The sequence below is a fragment of the Sphingomonas sp. PAMC 26621 genome (genome assembly GCF_000251145.1).
Lineage (GTDB): Bacteria > Pseudomonadota > Alphaproteobacteria > Sphingomonadales > Sphingomonadaceae > Sphingomonas.
The window spans coordinates 170,381-189,157 of sequence record NZ_AIDW01000003.1 but is presented as its reverse complement, the minus strand read 5'-3'; the positions used below and the strand labels follow the sequence as shown (position 1 = coordinate 189,157).

Below are 18,777 nucleotides of genomic sequence, written 5' to 3'. Positions count from 1 at the left end.
CTACGCGCTTCCCCGGCGAAGGCCGGGGCCCAGGAGCGCAACCTGAATTGTCACAGGCTGCGCACAGTTGCAAAAACCTTCGCTGCTGGGCCCCGGCCTTCGCCGGGGAAGCGTTTTGGATGGGGGAAGCGAAGGGTATACGTTACGCGATCGGCGTCCCCGCAAGCTGCGCCCGCGCACGCTCCTCGCTCAGCCGCTCGAGGATCGTCAGCGGGACCGGTCCGTCGCGCAGCACTTCGTGGAACTGCTTCTGGTCGAACTTCGCGCCCAGGATCTTCTGCGCCTTGTCGCGCGCGCGCATCCAGCTGAGATGCCCGAGCTTGTAGCTGCACGCCTGCCCCGGCATCGCGCAATAGCGCTCGATCTCGCTTTGCGACCGCCCGCGCGTGAAGCCGACGACCTCGACGAAATAGTCGGTCGCCTTGTCGCGGCTCCAGCCCTTGGAATGGATCCCGGTGTCGACCACCAGCCGTGCGGCGCGGAACAGGAACGACTGGATATAGCCCGCGCGCTCGATCGGCGTGGCATAACCGCCAAGCGGTTCGGCAAGCTGTTCGGCATAATGCGCCCAGCCTTCGCCGTACGCGCTGAAGAAGCCGAGCTTGCGCAGCACCGGCATGTCGAGTGCGGCGACGAGGCTGAGCTGGAGGTGATGCCCCGGCACGCCCTCGTGATAGCTCAGCGAGGGGAGCGTGTATTTCGGCCAGTTCTCGATATTCTTCAGGTTGATGAAGTAGATCGCCGGGCGCGAGCCATCGAGCGCGGCGCGCTTGTAATAGCCGTTGGGCGCGCCGTCCTGGATCTCGACCGGGACCGAACGGATGTCGAGCGGGGCGGACGGCGGGTTGAGGAACGCCTGCCCGAGCTTCGCCTGCATCGCGGCGACCCCGGTGTTGAGCCCCGCGATCAGCTCGGCGCGGCCCGCCGCGCTATCGGGATAAAGCTGCTCGGGCCGCTGGTTAAGCGCGGTCAGCCGCGCGCCGGTCGAGCCTTGCGTCAGTCCCTGCGTCTTGAGCAAGGCATCGAGCTGGGTGCTGAGGTCCGCGACCTGCTCGAGCCCGATCTTGTGAACTTCGTCCGGGGTGAAGCTGGTCGTCGTCGCCGCAGCCAGCGCGGCGGCGTAGATCTCGCTCCCGCGCGGGAGCGGCGCGATCCCGGCGGTGCTGCGCGCGTTTGCACGGAGCGTCTTGACCAGCGCGATCTGCCGGTCGAGCGCTGGGTAGACCCTGTCGTTGAGGCTCGCGGCGGTGCGCTTGTCCCAGTCGCCGGAGAGACCGCGCGCTTTGGCGCGCGTCGCGACCGAGGACACGATCGAGCTGTCGGCGGGGGCGGGCGCGCGCAGCTTCGCAAGCTGGCCGAGCGTCAGGTCGAGCAGGAAATCGGGCGCGACGATCCCGCGCGCGGCCTCGCTCCGCTGCAGCGCGCTGTCCTGGTCGAGCGCGGTCGCGAACGCATCGACGCGCGCGCAATAGGCGTCGGCATCGGCGGCGGTGACGATCGTGTGGGTGCTGTTGAGGAAATCCGGGATCTCGAAATAGGCCCCCGATTGTTGCGACAACACATAGGGCCGGTTGGGCGAGCCAAGCCCGAACTTCTCGGGGCCGACGGTCCGCTGCGTCAGCGAATAGAGCACGACCTCGCGGTTGAGCTTGCCGCTGCGCGACAGGCCCGCGACGGGCACCGCCTGCACCGCGGCAATCGCCTTGCGGGTCCGCACGAGCGCGTCGGTCCGCTCCGCCGCAGTGCGCGCGTCGAGCTGGCTTTTCAGCGCGCCGTTCGCGCCCTTGTCGAGCCCGAGGCTGCTCGCCTGTTCGGGCGATTCGCGGACATTCTGTTCGAAGATCGTCTGGAAGGTCGCGTTAAGCGCGGCATCGCCCGCCGGGGCGGCGGCGCCAGCGCCGCGGGGCGCGAGCGCGATCGCGGCAGCCGCGCTGCTCGCGCTGAGAAAAGTACGACGTTCCAAGGGGCAGTCCTCTCGCGTGACGATGATGCGGGGATCGTATCAGGGCCGATCGGATCGGCAAGGGGCGGCGGGGCCATCGGTCGAAACCGACCGCTTTCGACATTGACGCAGTGCAGCATAAAACCTACGTGCCCGCGCTCTTACGCTAAGCCCGTTCAGGCGCAGCCTTGCTCAGCGCTGGAGGCGCCGCGACCATGACCATGACCATGACCATGACCTTCCCCGATCTCGCCTTGTCTCCGCTGATTCTCAAGGCGCTCGCCGAGGAAGGCTATGCCACCCCGACCCCGATCCAGGCGCAGTCGATCCCGCTGCTGCTCGAGGGCCGCGACATGCTCGGCATGGCGCAGACCGGCACCGGCAAGACCGCCGCCTTCGCGCTCCCGCTGCTCCACCGCCTCGCCGCGAACCCCCGCCCGGCCCCCAAGGGCGGCGCGCGTATCCTGGTCCTCGCGCCGACGCGCGAGCTCGTGTCGCAGATCGCCGCGGGCTTCGAGAGCTTCGGTCGGCACCTGTCGCTCAAGGTTACCACCATCTTCGGCGGCGTCAGCCAGTTCCATCAGGTCGCGGCGCTCGACGCCGGGGTCGACATCCTCGTCGCGGCACCCGGGCGCTTGCTCGACCTGGTCGATCAGGGGCTGTGCGACCTGTCCGCGCTCGAGGCGCTGGTGCTCGACGAGGCGGACCAGATGCTCGACATGGGCTTCGCCAAGCCGATCGAACGCCTCGTCGCGACGCTGCCGAAGGACCGCCACACGCTGCTGTTCTCGGCAACGATGCCCAAGGCGATCGCCGCGCTCGCCGAAAGCCTACTGACCGACCCCGCCAGCGTCGAGATCGCGCCGCCGTCGACCACGGTCGACCGGATCGCGCAGTCGGTGATGTTCCTCGACGCCGCGAACAAGAAGACCGCGCTGCTCGAATTGCTGCGGACCCCCGAGATCGGCCAGGCGGTCGTCTTCACGCTCCAGAAGAACATCGCCAACGAAGTCTGCGCGTTCATCACCGAGGCGGGGATCACCGCCGAGGCGCTCCACGGCAACAAGTCGCAGGGCCAGCGCGAACGCGCGCTCGATGCGTTCCGCGCGGGCACGGTGCAGGTGCTCGTCGCGACCGACATCGCCGCGCGCGGGATCGACGTCGACACGGTGACGCACGTGTTCAACCACGATCTGCCGAGCCTGCCCGAAAGCTATGTCCACCGCATCGGCCGCACCGGGCGCGCCGGGCGCAGCGGTTTCGCGATCACGCTGTGCGATGCCGAGCAGCGCGCGTGGCTCCACGACGTCGAACGCGAGATAGGGCGGACGCTGACCGTCCACGACGATCACGCCTGGCATTGCGAAGTGGCGCGCCACTCGACCAAGCGCGCGCCGGTGCTCGGCGGCGGCCCGGTCAAGCAGGTCAAGCCTGAGAAGGCGCCGCGCGAGCGCAAGGTCTGGACCGAGGAAGAAAAGCTCGCCGCGCGGATGGCCGCCCGCGCCGCCTGACCCTTTATGTCTTCCGGCGAAAGCGAGACTTCCGCTGAACCACATCTGTTCTCCCGCGAAGGCGGGAGTCCAGGGTCAGGCAAAATAACGGCTGTTGCGCGTAACGGCCGTGCTTCGTCCTCCGCCGCAGCCCGTGGGTAAGGACGCTTACGGGCTCCCCTTGCCGCCATGCGCGCCGACGGCAGTGCCGGTCGAGAAGCTCGTCTCGTCCGACGCGAGCATTACGTAGAGCGGCGCAAGCTCGGCCGGCTGCCCGGCGCGGCCCAGCGGGGTATCCTGTCCGAACTCGCCCATCTGCCCCGGCAACTGCCCGCCCGCGACCTGCAGCGGCGTCCAGATCGGCCCCGGCGCGATCATGTTGACGCGAATCCCGCGCTTGGCGAGCTGCTTGGCGAGCCCCTTGGTGAAGATCAGGATCGCGCCCTTGGTCGAGGCGTAATCGAGCAGCTCGATCCCCGATCGTAGGAATTGACCGAGCCGGTGTTGAGGATCACCGATCCCGCCGGCATATCCTTCGCCACCGCCTTGGCGATGCGGAAATAGGCAAAGATGTTCGTCTCGAACGTACGGACCATCTGTTCGTCGCTGATCGCGAAGATGTCCTCCTTCGACTGCTGGTAAGCCGCGTTGTTGACGAGCAGGTCGATCCCGCCGAGTCCTTTCCGCGCCGCCGCGACGATCGCCTCGCACCCTTCCAGCGTCCGCAGGTCGCGCGGGATCGCAACCGCCTTGCGCCCGGCCTGGCGGATCAGGTCGACCACTTCGCGCGCGTCGGGTTCCTCATCGGGGTGATAGTTGATCGCGACGTCGGCGCCCTCGCGCGCAAAGGCGATCGCTACGGCACGGCCGATACCCGAATCTGCGCCGGTGATCAGCGCCTTGCGCCCGGTCAGCTTGCCGGAGCCGCGATAACTGCGTTCGCCGCAGTCGGGCTTCGGGTTCATCTTGGACTGGAGCCCGGGCCACGGCTGATGCTGCTCGGGAAAAGGGCGCGTTGGTGTATTTGGTCCGCGGGTCGCGCAGCGGGGATGCACCCTGGCTGGCCGGGGTGCCTTGCGCACCGACGCCCTGCGCCGCCGCCAGCCCGCCGATCCCGATCGCCGCGGCGCCGAGCACGCCCCGCCGTGAAGTTCCACTGTCCATCGCCATTGTCCCGTCGCCGTCGTCGGGTTGGGAACGAGCCATACATCTTTTGGTTCAGCGAATGACTCCTCCGCTGGAGGGTGACGGGTGAGTATGAGAAGGCCGCCGCTGCGGCTCCAAACTCCTCACGCGCCGTCATGCTGAACTTGTTTCAGCATCCACCACGCAACGGGCACGGGCCGGGCTTGTGAAGCGGTAGACCCTGAAACGAGTTCAGGGTGACGGCGGAAATAGAACACCGCCAGCAACGAACCGACCGCGCAATCCTAGACCCGCGTGACCCCGCTCACCGCGTCCGCGGCGCGCAATGCGCCGATCACGCGCATCAGATGGTGCACGTCATGCACCTCGACGTCGATCGTGTTGGTGTGGAAACCGGTATCGCGATTGTCGAGCCGCAGGTTGACGATGTTCGCCTTCTGCGCGCCGATGATCGTCGCGATCGTCCCGAGCGCGCCCGGTTCGTTCTTGACCTCGACCGAAATCCGCCCGGTCGCGCCCTCGGACTTGTCGCCCCATGACAGGTCGACCCAGTCGGCATCGTCCGCGTCGCTCAGCAGGTCGCAGTCGATCGCATGGACCTCGATCCCGACATCGGGGCGGCGCAGGCCGACGATCCGGTCGCCCGGCACCGGGTGGCAGCATTCGGCGAGATCGAACGCGACCCCGGGGGTGAGCCCGAGGATCGAGATCGCGCTCGATTGCGGCGGCAGGTCGCGCAACGCGTCGGTCCCCGCCGAGCCCGGCATCAACGCCTCCATCACCGCCGCATCGGGAATCCGGCGGCGCGCGATCGCCTCGAGCAACGCGGCCTCGTCCGCCACCTTCAACCGTTGCAGCGCCATCGCCTGCGCCTCGCCCGACAAGGGCGCAGGGAGCCGCGAGACGAGTTCGTCGTACATCTTCCGCCCGAGCGCCTGCGTCTCGATCCGCTCCTTCTGCCGCAGGTGCCGGCGGATCGCGGCGCGCGCCTTGCCGGTGATCGCGAAGTTGAGCCAGTTGGGCTGCGGCTCCTGCGCCTTCGACCGCAGGATCTGGACCTGGTCGCCATTCTCGATCGGGGTGCGCAGCGGCACGACTCGCCCGTTGATCTTCGCGCCGACCGACTGATCGCCGAGATCGGTGTGGACCGCGTACGCGAAGTCGATCGGGGTCGCGCCCTTGGGCAACTGGTGCAGCTCGCCCTTGGGGGTGAACGCGAAGATCCGGTCCTGGTACATCGCCATGCGAGTATGCTCGAGCAGCTCCTCGGGGCTCTCGGCATTGTCGAGGATCTCGACGAGGTCGGTGATCCAGCTGTGCTGCGTGTCGGGGCGGACCTTGTCCTGCTTGTACGCCCAGTGCGCGGCGAGCCCGAGCTCGGCTTCCTCGTGCATCGCGCGGGTGCGGATCTGGATTTCGACGCGGGTATTGTCGGCGTGGATGATCGTGGTGTGGAGCGACCGATAGCCGTTGCGCTTCGGGGTCGAGATGTAGTCCTTGAACCGTCCCGGCACCATCGGCCAGCGCCGGTGGATGACGCCGAGCGCCTCGTAACACGCCTCCTCGCTCGGCACGATCGCGCGGAACGCCATGATGTCGCTCAACTGCTCGAAGCTGATGTGCCGTTCGGCCATCTTCTTCCAGATCGAATAGGGGTGTTTCTCGCGTCCCGAGATATCCGCCTCGAGCCCGTGGCGCGACAGCAGCAGTTTCAGCCCCGAGCCGATCTTGGCGATCCGGTCGCCGCCGCCCTCCTTGAGCTGCGCGAGGCGCCGGACGATCGATTCATACGCCTCGGGTTCGAGCTGTGCGAAGGCGAGCGTCTGCATCTCCTTCATGAACTCGTACATGCCGATCCGCTCGGCGAGCGGGGCGTAGATATCCATCGTTTCCCGCGCGATGCGTTTGCGCTTGTCGGGGTTCTTGATGAAATGCAGCGTCCGCATGTTGTGCAGCCGGTCGGCGAGCTTGACCAGCAGCACGCGAATGTCGTCCGACATCGCGAGCAGGAACTTGCGGAGGTTCTCGGCGGCGCGCTCGTTCTCGGTCTGCGCCTCGATCTTCGACAGCTTGGTGACGCCGTCGATCAGCCGCGCGACATTCGCCCCGAACAGCCGGGTGATCTCCTCGGGCGTCGCGACCGTATCCTCGATCGTGTCGTGGAGAATCGCCGTCGCGATCGTCTCGTCGTCGAGGTGGAGGTCGGTCAGGATCCCGGCGACTTCGATCGGGTGGCTGAAATAAGGGTCGCCGTTCGCCCGCTTCTGGCTGCCATGTGCCTGCATCGAAAACACATAAGCACGATTGAGCAGGGCTTCGTTTGCCGTGGGATCGTAGTCCAGGACGCGATCGACAAGTTCATACTGACGCAACATCTGGATCAAGATGGCGTCGTGAGGGTTTGATTTGCAACCTGTTTGCGCAACAAACCGAAAAAACCCCGCCGACGCGCGGGGCGTCGGCGGGGGGAAAGGTCCTCGGGGAGAGGATACCGGAGGGCGGATCGTGTCAGCGGATCACTTCGCGCGCGCGTTGCACTTGGCCAGCGCGTCGTCGTCGAACGGCTTGCCGCCCGCGGTGAAGGCGGTGAGCTTGCCCGCACGCTGCGCGACCAGTTCGCACATGATGAACTCGCGCTGCCCGCTCTTGCTCGCGGTGAACACGGTGTCGCGCCACTTCCACACGGTGCCGCTGGTGATCAGCGTCTGTTGTGCAGGTGCAGCAGCGGGGGTGGCGACATAATAGGGGCCGGTGTCGGCGGCCTGGGCCGCGACTGGCGTCAAGACGAGGGCGGACGCCAGAAAAGGCGCAGCCGCGCGTGGAAACGAGATCATCGGAACGACTCCAGCAATGAGTTTGCAATGCAACAATTAGCAAAGTAGGTTGCGACTTGCAACTGAAAATACGGTGGCGCTGCGCACATGGTTTCCCTGCGCCGTCAAAATGCGATACGATGAGGAATCATGGACGAAAAACTGCGCGAACCGCTGCGCGAACAACTGGTCAATTGCAGCCTGCCCGCCGCGCTGGAGGCGATGGGCGAGCGCTGGAGCTTCATGATTTTGCGCGCCGCCTTCAACGGGCTGCATCACTTCGAGGAATTCCAGTCCGAACTCGGAATCGCGCGCAACATCCTCGCCAACCGGCTGGGACGGCTGGTCGAGCACGGCATCCTGACGCGCGACGCGATCGCCAAGGACCGGCGCAAGATCCACTATCAATTGACCGACAAGGGCGCGGCGCTGCTGCCGACCATGCTCGCGCTGCGGCAATGGGGGGAGCGGTGGGAGACGGGGTTCCGCGCCTCGCCGGTGCTGGTCGACGCGCGCGACCGGCGCCCGATCGGGCCGATCGAGGTGCGCTCGTGGGACGGGCGGACGCTCACCAAGCACGATCTGCTATGGGCCTTGCCCGAGGACGTCAACGCGGCTGAACCCGAGGGCGGCGAGGCGACCGCCCGCGCGGCGGAATAGCGTGGCGGGTGGCGCGATCCGCTGTGGATTCGCGCGCCGATCCTGCGTATCCTCGCCCCGTGCCTAGCCTTCACGCCCTTGCGAACCCCGCGCGCTTCCTTGCGATCGCGCGGCCGTTGACGCCGGTGCTGTTCTGGGCGGGCGTCGCGCTGATCCTGTTCGGCGGCTGGGCCGGGCTGACCCAGACCCCGCCCGATTATCTCCAGAAGGACAGCGTCCGGATCCTCTATATCCATGTCCCGACCGCGTGGCTCGGCATGGGGGGGTGGAGCGGTATCGCCTTGTCTTCGTTGGTTTTTCTTGTGTGGCGCCATCCGCTCGCGATGATCGCGGCGCGCGCGATCGCGCTGCCAGGTGCAACCTTCGCTGCCTTGTGCCTCGCGACCGGATCGATTTGGGGCCGCCCGACCTGGGGGACGTGGTGGCAATGGGACGGGCGGCTGACCTCGATGCTGCTGCTGTTCTTCGTCTATCTGGGCTTCATCGCGCTGGTCCGCGCCGAGGACGAACGCGCGGGCTTCGGCGGCGGCGGGCGGATCGCGGCGCTGTACGGCGTGGCCGGATCGGTGCTGCTGCCGATCATCCGCTATTCGGTCGTGTGGTGGAACACGCTCCACCAGGGGCAGAGCATCGGGCTGACGAAGTCGACGATCGATCCCGCGATCCTGTGGCCCTTGTGGTTCACGCTCGGCGGCTTCACGCTGTTCTTCGCCGGGATCGTGCTGATGCGGATGCGCACGATCCTCGCACGCACCAAGGCCGAGGCACGGTTGCGCCGCCGCGCGCATCATGTCTAGGTGACCGCATGAACCACTGGCCGTTCATCATCGCCGCCTACGGCCTGACCGCTGTCGGATCGGTCGCGCTGGCGGCGTGGAGCTATCTCGCGATGCGGAGGGCGGAGAAATGAAGGCCAAGCACCAGCGCCTGACGCTCGCCGCGCTCGCGGTGGCGGCGGTCGGCGGGTCGAGCGCGCTGGCCTTGTCCGCGCTCAAGGACCAGGCGGCGTTCTTCTACGCGCCGGGCGACGTGAAGAAGGAGGGCCTGCCGCTCGGCCGCGCGGTGCGGCTCGGCGGGATGGTCGCGGGCGGATCGATCCACAAGCTGGCGGACGGCGTGACGATGCGCTTCGTCGTGACCGACGGCCTCGCGCGCGTGCCCGTCGCGTTCCGCGGCATCGCGCCCGACCTGTTCAAGGAGAATTCGGGCGTCGTGGCGGAGGGGCAGTTCAACCCCGATGGCAGCTTCACCGCGAGCAACCTGCTGGCGAAGCACGACGAGAAATACATGCCGCCCGAAATGGCGGGCAAGATGCACGAGACGAAGACGCTGGTGCAATGAGCCTTTCCTTGACGGTTGCTTTCTTCGACTGGCGGGAGGGCGCGGCATGATCGCCGAGGCAGGACTCGCCGCCTTGTGGTTCGCGGCGGCGCTCGCGGCGTTGCAACTGATGCTCGCGGCGCTCGGCGTCTGGCGGTCGGCAAAGCCCGCGCTCGCCGAGCTTGCGACCACCGAGGACGTGCTGCGCGCGGTCCGCCCGGTCGCGGTGGTGCAGGGGGTGCTCGCGCTGCTTGCGATGCTGCTGCTGATCACCGTGTTCGTGCGGAGCGACATGTCGGTGCTGCTGGTCGCCGAGAACAGCCACTCCGCCAAGCCGCTGCTGTACAAGATCGCGGGCGCATGGGGCAATCACGAGGGCTCGATGCTGCTGTGGGTCACGATCCTCGGCATTGCGGGCGCGGCGGTCGCGCTGCTCGAGCGCAGCCTCGCGCGACCCACGCTGATCGCGACACTCGGCGCGCAGGCGGCGATCGCGCTGGGGTTCTATGCCTTCCTGCTGTTCTCCTCCAACCCGTTCGCACGGGTCGATCCGGCACCGGCTGACGGCAACGGGCTCAACCCGCTGTTGCAGGACCCCGGTTTGGCGTTCCATCCGCCGACCCTGTACATCGGCTATGTCGGCATCTCGATCGCCTTCTCGTTCGCGGTCGGCGCGATGATCACGCGCGACGTCGGCCCTGCCTTTGCGCGCGCGATGCGGCCGTGGGTGCTGGGCGCGTGGATCTTCCTGACGCTCGGGATCACGGCCGGATCCTATTGGGCGTATTACGAGCTCGGCTGGGGCGGCTGGTGGTTCTGGGATCCGGTCGAGAATGCTTCGCTGATGCCGTGGCTCGCCGCGACCGCGCTGCTCCATTCCGTGACGGTGTTGGCGACGCGCGACGGCTTGCGCGCGTGGACGCTGATGCTTGCGGTGGTGGCGTTCTCGATGTCGATGATCGGCACGTTCCTGGTGCGGTCGGGGATCCTGACGAGTGTCCACGCCTTTGCGGTCGATCCGACGCGCGGCAGCTTCATCCTCGCGTTGCTCGCGATCTATATCGGCGGCGCGTTGCTGTTGTTCGCGCTCCGCGTGGGCACGGTGCGCGCCGGCACGACATTCGATTTCGTCAGCCGGGAGGGCGCGCTGGTCGCCAACAACCTGCTGCTGACAGTAATTCTCGGGATCGTGCTGATCGGGACGCTGTACCCGATCGTCGCGGCCGGGTTCGGGACGCAATTGTCGGTCGGGCCGCCGTTCTTCGACAAGGCGGCCGGGCCGGTCGCGCTGGTGCTGATCGCGGTGATGGCAGTCGGCCCGCTGTTGCGCTGGCGCCGCGACACCGCACAGGCGGCGATCGCCCGCGTGACGATCCCGATCGCGGTGACGGGCATCGTGCTGATCCTCGTTGCCGCCACGACCGGCGGGATCGCGTTGCTGCCGTTGCTCGGGCTCGCGCTGGCGGCAGGGCTGGCGGCGGCAAGCGTCGCGCCCTTGTGGAAACGCAACCTGCGCCGGACGCCGCTGTTCACCTACGGCATGGTCGTCGCCCATCTGGGGATCGCGGTGAGTCTCGCCGGGATGGCGTGCGACACCGCCTTCACGCAAGCCACGCTGGTCGCGGCGCGCGTCGGCGAGCCGCAGCGGGTCGGGCCGTATCTCGTCACGCTCGACGGGGTGAAGCCGGTGGTCGGCCCGAACTGGTCCGCAATCGAGGCACGGCTGAGCGCGCGGCGGGGCGCCGACGGCGGCGTGTTCTATCTTCGGCCACAATCGCGGTTCTTCTCCAATCCCGTCACCGTGACGAGCGAATCCGCGATCGCGACTCGCTGGGACGGGCAACTCTACACCGTGCTCGGCGAGCCTGATGCGCAGGGGCGGTGGCAATTGCGGCTGTGGTGGAAGCCGTTCGTCACGCTGATCTGGCTCGGCGGCGCGCTGGTCGCGGTCGGGGGCGCGCTGTCGCTGCTCGGGCGGCTCGCGCGCGGACGGCGGGATCGCGCGCGGGTGGACGCCTACGCATGAGCCGGCGGCTGATCTGGATCCCGTTCGGCATCGCGCTGACGTTGCTCGGGCTGGTGGCGTGGGGGCTGTACAAGCCCGCCGATCGCACGGTGCGCTCGGCGCGGGTCGGGCAGACGCTGCCCGCATTCGACCTCCCGCCGATCGTCCCGACCAAGCCGGGGCTCGCCAACGCGCGCTTCGCGACCGGCAAGCCACGGCTGCTCAACATCTTCGCGAGCTGGTGCATCCCGTGCGTGGCGGAAGCGCCGCAATTGTTGCGGCTGCAGCAGGCGGGCGTGGTGATCGACGCGGTCGCGATCCGCGACACACGGGCGGACATCGCCGAATTCCTTGCGCGCAACGGCGATCCCTATGCGGCGATCGGCGATGATAAGACGAGTTCGCTGCAGCTCGCGCTGGGCTCGTCGGGCGTTCCCGAGACGTTCGTGATCGACGGGCGCGGGCGGATCGTCCAGCAGCACGTCGGCGATATCCGCGAGGAGGAGGTGCCGGGGCTGATCGCGCTGGTGCGGGGGTTGCGATGATCGGCCTCGGCTTCCTTCTTCGCCGGGGAAGTGCTGCGTTGGTGCTGGTTCTCGGCACATCTCCCGCCTTTGCCGACAGCAGCTTGCCGCCAGCGCCGCTCGCCAACGTCCAGCTCAAGGACCCGGCCAAGGAAGCGCAGGCACAGGCGTTGATGGCGACGCTGCGGTGCGTGGTGTGCCAGGGCCAGTCGATCGCCGACAGCAACGCCGAGATGGCGGGGGACATGCGCTCGCTGGTGCGAACCCGGATCGAAGGGGGCCAGAGCCCCACGCAGATCCGCGACTGGCTGATCGCGCGCTACGGCGACTATATCAGCTACGATCCCCCGTTGAGCGCGCTGACCGCCCCCTTGTGGATCGCCCCGCTGGTGTTGCTGGCGCTGGGCGCATGGCTTGCGCGGGCGAGCTTCAAGCGGCGGGGGCGGTAACAGATTCGCGCGAATGCCCGGCCACGTTAGCCGAGCAACGTCTCCCAATTCCCGGCAAACGCCGCGTCTCCTGCGCCAGCGATCGCCGTCAGCACCGCGGTATCTTCCGCCAGCGACGGGGCGAACCCCAGCCCGCCAGCAACCAGCCGCCTCAGCACGGCCCCGGCATCACCCTCGGCAGCCGCTGCGGCCAGCGCCGCACCCGCCGGATCGACGATCACGACACCCGCGCGCGCGCGCTGCATCAGGAATGCGACCCAGCACCCCAGTGCCGCAACGACATGGGCGGGCATTTCCCCCTTTGCCCGGTACGCCGCGAGCGTGTCGCCAAGCCGATAGGGCAGCTTCTGGCTGCCGTCGGCGGCAATCTGTTCGAGCCGGTGGACGATCGCGGGATTGCGGAACCGTGCCAGCACGGCAGCACGGTACGCGTCGTGATCGAACCCCGCGACCTGCGGCAGGGTCGGCACGATCTCGTCGCGGATCATCGCCTCGACGAACCCCGCCAGCGCAGCATCCTGCATCGCCTCCGCGACACTGGTCGCGCCGCGGAGCAGCCCGGCATAGGCCAGCGTCGAATGCGACCCGTTGAGGATCCGCAACTTGGCCTGTTCATACCCGGCGACATTATCGGTCAGCGTCGCCCCCGCACGTCCCAGCGCGGCGCATACGGGGTCACCCAGATCCTCGATCACCCATTGCGCGAACCCTTCGCCCTGGACCGCCGCGCGGTCGACCACGCCGAGCGTTTCCAGCACATCGGCGTACAGGGCATCGTCGGCGGCAGGCGTGATCGAATCGACCATCGTCCCCGGCACACGAACTTCGCCCGCGATCCATTCGGCGAGATACGGATCGAGCGCCCCGGCAAAGGCAATCAGCGCGGCATGGAGCTTGGCGCCATTGTCCGCGAGATTGTCGCACGGCATCACCACGAACGGCGCGGTCCCGGCGGCATGCCGCGCGCCGAGCCCGGCGACGATCCAGCCGATCACGCTACGCGGGGTCTCCGTCCCGGTCAGGTCGTGCGCGATGTCTGGGTGCGCGACATCAAGCGTGCCGTCGGCAGCAAGGCAATAGCCCTTTTCGGTGACGGTCGTCGTCACCAGGCGGACCGCCGGGTCGGCGAGCAAGGCGTGCGTCTGCGGGGAATCGTCCGGGCCGAGGAACCGGCTGTGCGCACCGATCACGCGGTGGTGCGGTTCGGCATCGCGGATCGCGAGCGTGTAAAGGCCCTGTTGCGCGGCAAGTTCGGTGACGGTGCCAGCGCTCCGCAGCGAAACCGCGGCGATCCCCCAGCTCGGGTCCTCCGCGAGCAACGTGTCGACGTACGCGGCCTGATGCGCACGGTGGAATGCGCCCGGGCCGAAGTGGACGATCCCGACCGGCGGGGGGGTGCGCCAGCCGGGACGCTCGACCGAAGCGGGGAGCGCATCGAGCGCGGCATAATCCAGTCGCGGGCCGTCCTGCATCATCATCTCACTTCCGCGCCGTCACAACAGTAGAGCCGAGGCGTTACCCGCAGCGGGGCGGGGGACGCCAGCGTCTTTCGCGTGGCCTCGGCATCGCAACTTGTCGGTGCACGCGCCACCGCTTACCAGACCGCGCAACAACCCGGTTCGGGAGAGACGAGAATGCCGCGACGCCTGGACCTGAACCCCGACCGGCTGTTCCCAGCCGATCCGACGACCCGCGGCATCGCGCGGACGCTGTACGCCGAAATCGCCGACCTGCCTATCGTCAGTCCGCACGGCCACACCGACGCGCGCTGGTTCGCCGATGACGAACCGTGGACCGATGCGACCGCGCTGTTGCTGGCGCCCGATCACTACATCTTCCGCATGCTGTACAGCCAGGGGATCGCGCTGGACACGCTTGGTATCCCGAGTCGTGCCGGCCTGCCCGCAACCGATCCGCGCGCCGCGTGGCGGACGTTTGCGGAGCAGTACACGCTGTTCCGCGGCACCCCGACGCGGATGTGGCTGGACCATGTCTTCGCCGAGGTGTTCGGCTTCGACGTCGCGCTGGAAGCCGCGACCGCCGACCTGTATTTCGACACGATCGCCGAGCAGCTCGCGACGCCCGCCTTTCGCCCGCGCGCGCTGTTCGATCGGTTCGACATCGCGTTCCTCGCGACCACGGAGGGCGCGCAGGACGATCTCGGCGCGCATCACAGGATCCAGCAGTCGGGCTGGAACGGGCGCGTCGTCACCACCTACCGCCCGGACGGGGTGATCGATGTCGAGCACGAGCAGTTCGGCGCCGCGATGTCGCGCTTTGCCGAGCTGACCGGCGAGGACGTCCACAGCTGGCGGGGGTATCTCGCGGCGCACCGCAAGCGTCGCGCCGATTTCCGCGCGGCGGGCGCAACCGCGACCGATCACGGGCACCCGACCGTCGCGACTGCCAACCTTTCGGCGGTCGAGGCAGAGGCACTTTTCGGCAAGATCGTCGGCGGCAGCTGGACGCCCGCAGATGCCGAGCTGTTCCGCGCGCAGATGCTGACCGAAATGGCGGGGATGTCGGTCGAGGACGGGATGGTGATGCAGATGCATCCGGGGTCGTTCCGCAATCACAATGCCGGGCTATTCGCGACGCATGGTCGCGACAAGGGCGCGGACATTCCGATGCGGACCGAATATGTCCACGCGCTCAAGCCGTTGCTCGACCGGTTCGGGACGAGCACCGACTTGTCGATCATCCTCTTCACGCTCGACGAGAGCGTCTATGCGCGCGAGCTGGCGCCGCTGGCGGGGCATTATCCCTGCCTGAAGCTGGGGCCGGCGTGGTGGTTCCATGACAGTCCCGAAGGGATGCGCCGCTTCCGCGAAATGACGACCGAGACCGCCGGCTTCTACAATACCGTCGGATTCAACGACGATACGCGCGCGTTCCTGTCGATTCCGGCGCGGCATGACGTCGCCCGGCGCGTGGATTGCGGTTTTCTCGCGCGCCTCGTGGCGGAACACCGTATCGCCGACTGGGAAGCCCTCGACCTCGCGCACGAACTGACCGGCGGGCTGGTGCGGCGGGCGTATCGGATCGACGGGGAGCGGTAAACGGAGACGACCGCCGCACCAATTCTGGCGCGGCGGTCGGCCCATGACGCTTAGGCGTCCGCCTTCTGGAGCGCGGGGTAGTCGATGTACCCTTCCGGCCCCTGGCTATACCAGGTCTTGGCATCGTCCTTCGCCAGCGGCGCACCGGTGCGCAGGCGCTCCGGCAGATCGGGGTTGCTGATGAACGTCCGCCCGAAGGCGATCGCATCGGCCACGCCCGAATCGATGACGGCCTGCGCCTCCTCGACCGTCATATAATCCGAGTTGAGCACGAGCGGCTTGCTGAACACCTTGCGGATTTCCGGCGACTGCTTGGGCACGTCCGTCCGGCCGAACGTCCCGTTCGGGCCTGGCTCGCGCAGTTCGAGGAAGGCGATGCCGATCTCATCGAGCACCTTGGCGGCGGCGGTGAACAGACCCGTCGCGTTGCTGTCGTCGACCCCCTGCGAGTCGCCATTGGGCGACAGGCGCACCGCCGTACGATCCGCCCCCGCGACGCTCGCCACGCGTTCGGTCACTTCCCGGAGCAGGCGGATGCGATTCTCGATCGGGCCGCCGTACGCGTCCGCGCGGAAGTTCGCGTTGTCGCGCAGGAACTGGTCGATCAGATAGCCATTGGCGGCATGGATCTGCACCCCGTCGAACCCGGCGGCGAGCGCATTGCGCGTCGCCAGCTCATAATCGTCGATCAGGCGGGGGATTTCCGAGAGCTCGAGCGGGCGTGCGGTCTCGAAGTCCTGCTTGCCCTCGTAGGTATGCGCCTGGCCCGCGGTCGCGGTCGCCGAGGACGAGACCGGCTGCATGCCGATCACCGAGGAATGAACCTGGCGGCCCATGTGCCACATCTGCACCATGATCCGGCCACCCGCGGCATGGACGCGCTCGGTGATCGGCTTCCACGCCTCGACCTGCTCGTCGTTCCACAGACCCGGCGCGAACGGCCAGCCCAGACCCTCGCGGCTGATCCCGGTCGCCTCGGTGATGATCAGGCCCGCACTCGCGCGCTGCTCGTAATATTCCTGCATGATCTCGGTCGGGACGAAGGTCTTGGTCGACCGGCCGCGCGTCAGCGGTGCCATCAGGATACGGTTGGGGGCGTGGATCGCACCGAGCTGGATGGGATCGAACAGGCTGGGCATATGCGCGAAGTCCTTTTGCTGTGACGCAGCACAGATAGGAGGCTACACGGCGACATGCATCCGCGCGCCTCCGAAAGAAAATCTGTTTCGCCCGAAAACACGACCGAGCCGACCGCGCTTGCGATCGTCGCGGTGGTCCTCGCCAACGTCGCGCTCGCGTTCGGGCCGTGGTTCGTCCGGCTGGCCGATGTCGGGCCGGTGTCCTCGGCGTTCTGGCGGATCGCACTTGCCGCCCCGCTGCTTGCTGGCGCTGCGCTGGCGACGGGGTGGCGGCCGTTCGGCGCGGGCGGCGCCAACCTGTCGCGGCTGCTGTGGGGGATGATCGCGCTCGGCGGGATCTGCTTCGCGGCGGATCTTGGCAGCTGGCACCTCGGCATCCTGCGTACGACGCTCGCCAACGCGACGCTGTTCGGCAATTGCGCGATCCTGATGTTCCCGATCTACGGCTTCCTCGTTGCGCGCGCATGGCCGACGCGAATCCAGGGAATCGCGCTGCTGCTGGCGACCGTCGGCGCGGCGCTGCTGATGGGGCGGTCGTACCAGCTCGATCCGCGCAATCTCGCGGGGGACATGCTCTGCCTGCTCGCGGGCGTGCTCTACACCGCCTATTTCATCCTCATGGCGCGCGCGCGGACGACGATGGCGCCGATCCCCGCGCTCGCGCTGTCGACGATCGCCAGCATCGTACCCTTGCTCATCTTCGCGCAACTGCTGGGCGAGCAGATGTGGCCGACCCATTGGGGCCCGCTGATCGGGCTTGCGCTGGTCAGCCAGGTGATCGGGCAGGGGTTGATGATCTTCGCGCTTGGCAAGCTGCCGCCGCTCGTCGTGGGGCTTGCGTTGCTGGTGCAGCCCGTGGTCGCGGCGACGATCGGCTGGACCGTTTACGGCGAGAAGCTCGGTTTAGCCGACCTGTTCGGCGCGTCGCTCGTCGCGGTCGCGCTGGTGCTGGTAAGCCGCCGCGCGCGGGGCTAGATAAGACGCATGGCCGATCCGATCCCGCTTCCCGTCTCCGCTCCCGTCAACCGCCTCGCGGATGCGACGCTCGACGAAATCCGCGCGGCGCTCGCGCCCGCGATCGCGGACAATGCCGGGTTCGACGGCTGGGGCGATGCCGCACGCGACATGGCGGCGGACCAGGCGGGGGTCGATCGCGACGTCGCGCGGCTCGCGTTTCCGGGCGGCGCGGCGGACATGATCGCGGCGTGGTTCGCGCAGGTCGATGCCGAGATGCTCGCGCGGCTGCCGCAGGAGCGACTGATGGCGATGAAGATCCGCGACCGGATCCCCGCGCTGGTCGAGGCGCGGCTCGACATCGTCGCACCGAATCGCGAGGCGCTGCGGCGCGCGCTCGCAATTCTCGCGCTGCCGCAGAATGCGGTGCGCGGGGTCAAGCTCGGCTGGCACGCCGCGGACGTGATGTGGCGCGCGGCGGGCGACACCGCGACCGACTATAATCATTATACCAAGCGCACCTTGCTGTCGGGCGTCTATGCCGCGACCGTCACCGTGTTCCTCGATGACGACAGCGAGGGCCACGCCGACACCAGCGCGTTTCTGGCGCGGCGGATCTGGGGGATCATGCGGTTCGAGCGGATCAAGAGCCGGTTCGTCGGCCAGTCGGAACTGCGCCCGAGCCTGTCGCGGTTCATCGGGCGGTTGCGCTATCCGGCGGTGTGATTTCGGAGCAGCCTAGCGCGTTCTGATTGCGTGCCAGCACGCCCATACCGTCCGTCATCCTGAACGCGTTTCAGGATCCAGCCCTCCGCGAGTCCGGTCCGCCTTTGTTGCGCGGTGGATGCTGAAACGAGTTCAGCATGGCGGCAGCATTTGGGGGCGCGGTGATGCGGGGCACGGCACTGCCTCGACGAGCGAATGCGACGAACTGCGAATGGCTCGCATTTAATGCTGGCGCTTCCCCACCGTTATTGATAATCAGTCGCATCATGGATATGTCCAATCCCGTGAAGCTGCCCTTGAGCCTCGAATCGCTGCCGCACCGGCAGATCGCGACAGTTGCCGCGATCGACTGGGCGCATCTGTCGACCCCCGAAGCGCGCCGGTTGCGCGAACTCGGGTTCGACGAAGGCGTCGGGATCGAAGTGCTCCATCGTGCCAGTCTCGGCAAAGGGCCGATCGCATGCCGGATCGGCCGCATGACCGTCGCCCTGCGCCGCGCCGTTGCCAGCACGATCTTCGTATCCCCCGTCACGCAATAAGTGACCCCACA

General features: G+C 67.8%; 17 protein-coding genes and 1 pseudogene. 12 read left to right on the top strand and 6 right to left on the bottom strand.

Going from position 1 to position 18,777, the window contains the following annotated elements; genetic code table 11:
- Positions 1-142: 142 nt before the first annotated feature.
- Positions 143-1,963, bottom strand: coding sequence for a DUF885 domain-containing protein (locus RI03_RS00960; protein ID WP_010214573.1), 1,821 nt, complete (start codon positions 1,961-1,963; stop codon positions 143-145).
- A gap of 194 nt (positions 1,964-2,157) precedes the next feature.
- On the opposite strand from RI03_RS00960, the gene RI03_RS00955 reads away from it, so the two are divergent.
- Positions 2,158-3,453: a DEAD/DEAH box helicase gene (locus RI03_RS00955; RefSeq protein WP_010214572.1), complete on the top strand. Its 1,296-nt coding sequence runs from the start codon at positions 2,158-2,160 to the stop codon at positions 3,451-3,453.
- Positions 3,454-3,600: 147 nt separating this feature from the next.
- Here RI03_RS00955 and RI03_RS00950 read toward each other — a convergent pair.
- The 3 genes and pseudogenes from RI03_RS00950 to RI03_RS00940 form a co-directional block, all read right to left on the bottom strand.
- Positions 3,601-4,596: pseudogene (locus tag RI03_RS00950) on the bottom strand (SDR family oxidoreductase).
- Positions 4,597-4,862: 266 nt separating this feature from the next.
- On the bottom strand, positions 4,863-6,953 hold the full coding sequence (locus RI03_RS00945) for a RelA/SpoT family protein (protein ID WP_010214568.1): 2,091 nt from the start codon (positions 6,951-6,953) through the stop codon (positions 4,863-4,865).
- A 141-nt stretch (positions 6,954-7,094) separates the two neighbouring features.
- The gene (locus tag RI03_RS00940) at positions 7,095-7,412 is read right to left on the bottom strand and encodes a CC_3452 family protein (RefSeq protein WP_010214567.1); all 318 of its coding nucleotides are present in this window, start codon (positions 7,410-7,412) and stop codon (positions 7,095-7,097) included.
- Between the two features lie 129 nt (positions 7,413-7,541).
- On the opposite strand from RI03_RS00940, the gene RI03_RS00935 reads away from it, so the two are divergent.
- From RI03_RS00935 to RI03_RS00910, 7 genes are read left to right on the top strand one after another with little or no spacing between them, the layout of a single operon-like run.
- A complete protein-coding gene (locus RI03_RS00935) occupies positions 7,542-8,051 on the top strand; it encodes a winged helix-turn-helix transcriptional regulator (RefSeq protein WP_010161496.1) in 510 nt (169 codons plus the stop codon).
- A gap of 59 nt (positions 8,052-8,110) precedes the next feature.
- On the top strand, positions 8,111-8,848 hold the full coding sequence (gene ccmC, locus RI03_RS00930) for a heme ABC transporter permease CcmC (protein ID WP_026046348.1): 738 nt from the start codon (positions 8,111-8,113) through the stop codon (positions 8,846-8,848).
- 8 nt (positions 8,849-8,856) lie between these two features.
- Entirely contained in the window at positions 8,857-8,961 is a 105-nt protein-coding gene (ccmD, locus tag RI03_RS23370; RefSeq protein ID WP_138995576.1) for a heme exporter protein CcmD, read from the top strand.
- Positions 8,958-9,392, top strand: coding sequence for a cytochrome c maturation protein CcmE (gene ccmE, locus RI03_RS00925; protein ID WP_010214565.1), 435 nt, complete (start codon positions 8,958-8,960; stop codon positions 9,390-9,392). The genes ccmD and ccmE overlap by 4 nt, the downstream gene beginning before the upstream one ends.
- A 46-nt stretch (positions 9,393-9,438) precedes the next feature.
- Positions 9,439-11,397, top strand: a complete 1,959-nt coding sequence (locus RI03_RS00920) for a heme lyase CcmF/NrfE family subunit (RefSeq protein WP_010214563.1) — start codon at positions 9,439-9,441, stop codon at positions 11,395-11,397.
- Positions 11,394-11,921: a redoxin family protein gene (locus RI03_RS00915; protein WP_010214561.1), complete on the top strand. Its 528-nt coding sequence runs from the start codon at positions 11,394-11,396 to the stop codon at positions 11,919-11,921. The genes RI03_RS00920 and RI03_RS00915 overlap by 4 nt, the downstream gene beginning before the upstream one ends.
- Positions 11,918-12,349, top strand: a complete 432-nt coding sequence (locus tag RI03_RS00910) for a cytochrome c-type biogenesis protein (protein ID WP_010214558.1) — start codon at positions 11,918-11,920, stop codon at positions 12,347-12,349. The genes RI03_RS00915 and RI03_RS00910 overlap by 4 nt, the downstream gene beginning before the upstream one ends.
- 26 nt (positions 12,350-12,375) lie before the next feature.
- On the opposite strand, the gene RI03_RS00905 is transcribed toward RI03_RS00910, so the two are convergent.
- On the bottom strand, positions 12,376-13,827 hold the full coding sequence (locus RI03_RS00905; protein WP_010214557.1) for a mannitol dehydrogenase family protein: 1,452 nt from the start codon (positions 13,825-13,827) through the stop codon (positions 12,376-12,378).
- 156 nt (positions 13,828-13,983) lie between these two features.
- On the opposite strand from RI03_RS00905, the gene uxaC reads away from it, so the two are divergent.
- Positions 13,984-15,408, top strand: coding sequence for a glucuronate isomerase (gene uxaC, locus RI03_RS00900; RefSeq protein WP_010214556.1), 1,425 nt, complete (start codon positions 13,984-13,986; stop codon positions 15,406-15,408).
- Positions 15,409-15,458: 50 nt separating this feature from the next.
- Here uxaC and RI03_RS00895 read toward each other — a convergent pair whose 3' ends face one another.
- Complete coding sequence (locus RI03_RS00895) at positions 15,459-16,547, bottom strand: alkene reductase (RefSeq protein WP_010214555.1); 1,089 nt, start codon at positions 16,545-16,547, stop codon at positions 15,459-15,461.
- 54 nt (positions 16,548-16,601) lie between these two features.
- Between RI03_RS00895 and RI03_RS00890 the strand changes: the two genes are divergently transcribed.
- From RI03_RS00890 to RI03_RS00880, 3 genes are all read left to right on the top strand, one after another.
- Positions 16,602-17,522 carry a DMT family transporter gene (locus RI03_RS00890; protein WP_010161506.1) on the top strand — a complete coding sequence of 307 codons (921 nt, stop codon included), beginning with the start codon at positions 16,602-16,604 and terminating at the stop codon, positions 17,520-17,522.
- A 9-nt stretch (positions 17,523-17,531) separates the two neighbouring features.
- Entirely contained in the window at positions 17,532-18,227 is a 696-nt protein-coding gene (locus RI03_RS00885; protein ID WP_010214554.1) for a COQ9 family protein, read from the top strand.
- 266 nt (positions 18,228-18,493) lie between these two features.
- Positions 18,494-18,766 (top strand): FeoA family protein, encoded by a 273-nt coding sequence (locus tag RI03_RS00880; protein WP_010161509.1) that lies wholly within the window; start codon positions 18,494-18,496, stop codon positions 18,764-18,766.
- Positions 18,767-18,777: the final 11 nt, after the last annotated feature.